Source organism: Xanthomonas sp. LMG 12461, from assembly GCF_009192935.1.
Taxonomy (GTDB): domain Bacteria; phylum Pseudomonadota; class Gammaproteobacteria; order Xanthomonadales; family Xanthomonadaceae; genus Xanthomonas_A; species Xanthomonas_A sontii.
In genome coordinates this window covers 1-603 of the sequence record NZ_NQYT01000120.1, presented here as the reverse complement: position 1 = coordinate 603, position 603 = coordinate 1, and the positions used below count along the sequence as shown (strand labels likewise).

Below are 603 nucleotides of genomic sequence, written 5' to 3'. Positions count from 1 at the left end.
CGGTGGCGCGCATCGGCGAACTCAAGCCGGCGCAGCCGCGCAAGCCCTACGACGCGCCCAACTGGATCTCCGGCGACAAGCCGGTGCGCTTCGGCGATCTGGTCGCGCAGACCTCGCAGTTGAACGTCAGCGGCTACCACCCCGACCTGATCCGGGTCGGCCTGCAGCTGCCGCCGGATCTGTTCGTGTGGCAGCGCGACGGCATCCCGGTCAACCTGCGTTATCGCTACACGGTGCCGGAGACGCAGAACAAGTCGGCGCTCAACGTCAGCATCAACGATGCCTTCGTCACCACGCTGCCGCTCAACGGCCACGCCTATGCCGAGTCGCTGCCGCTGCGCTGGTGGCACGAACTCTCGCCCAAGGGGGCGATGCCGGTGGAGCAGAAACTGCTGCTGCCGACCGGGCCGTTCTCGGCCAACAGCCAGCTGCGTTTCCACTTCTTCTTCGACCGCCCGCAGGCGGAGGCGTGCAAGAACACCTTCCCCGACGTGTCCGGCGCGATCGATGCCGATTCCAGCGTGGACCTGCGCTCGTTCCATCACTACATGGCGATGCCGAACCTGGCCGCGTTCGGCAATGCCGGCTTCCCGTTCACGCGCC

Annotated in this window: 1 protein-coding gene; it reads left to right on the top strand. The window is 67.0% G+C overall.

The genetic code is table 11. The annotated features are described in order from the left end of the window. Nucleotides 1-603 (top strand): cellulose biosynthesis cyclic di-GMP-binding regulatory protein BcsB (locus tag CEK68_RS20800; protein ID WP_193314275.1); only part of this gene is annotated, 603 nt, incomplete at both ends.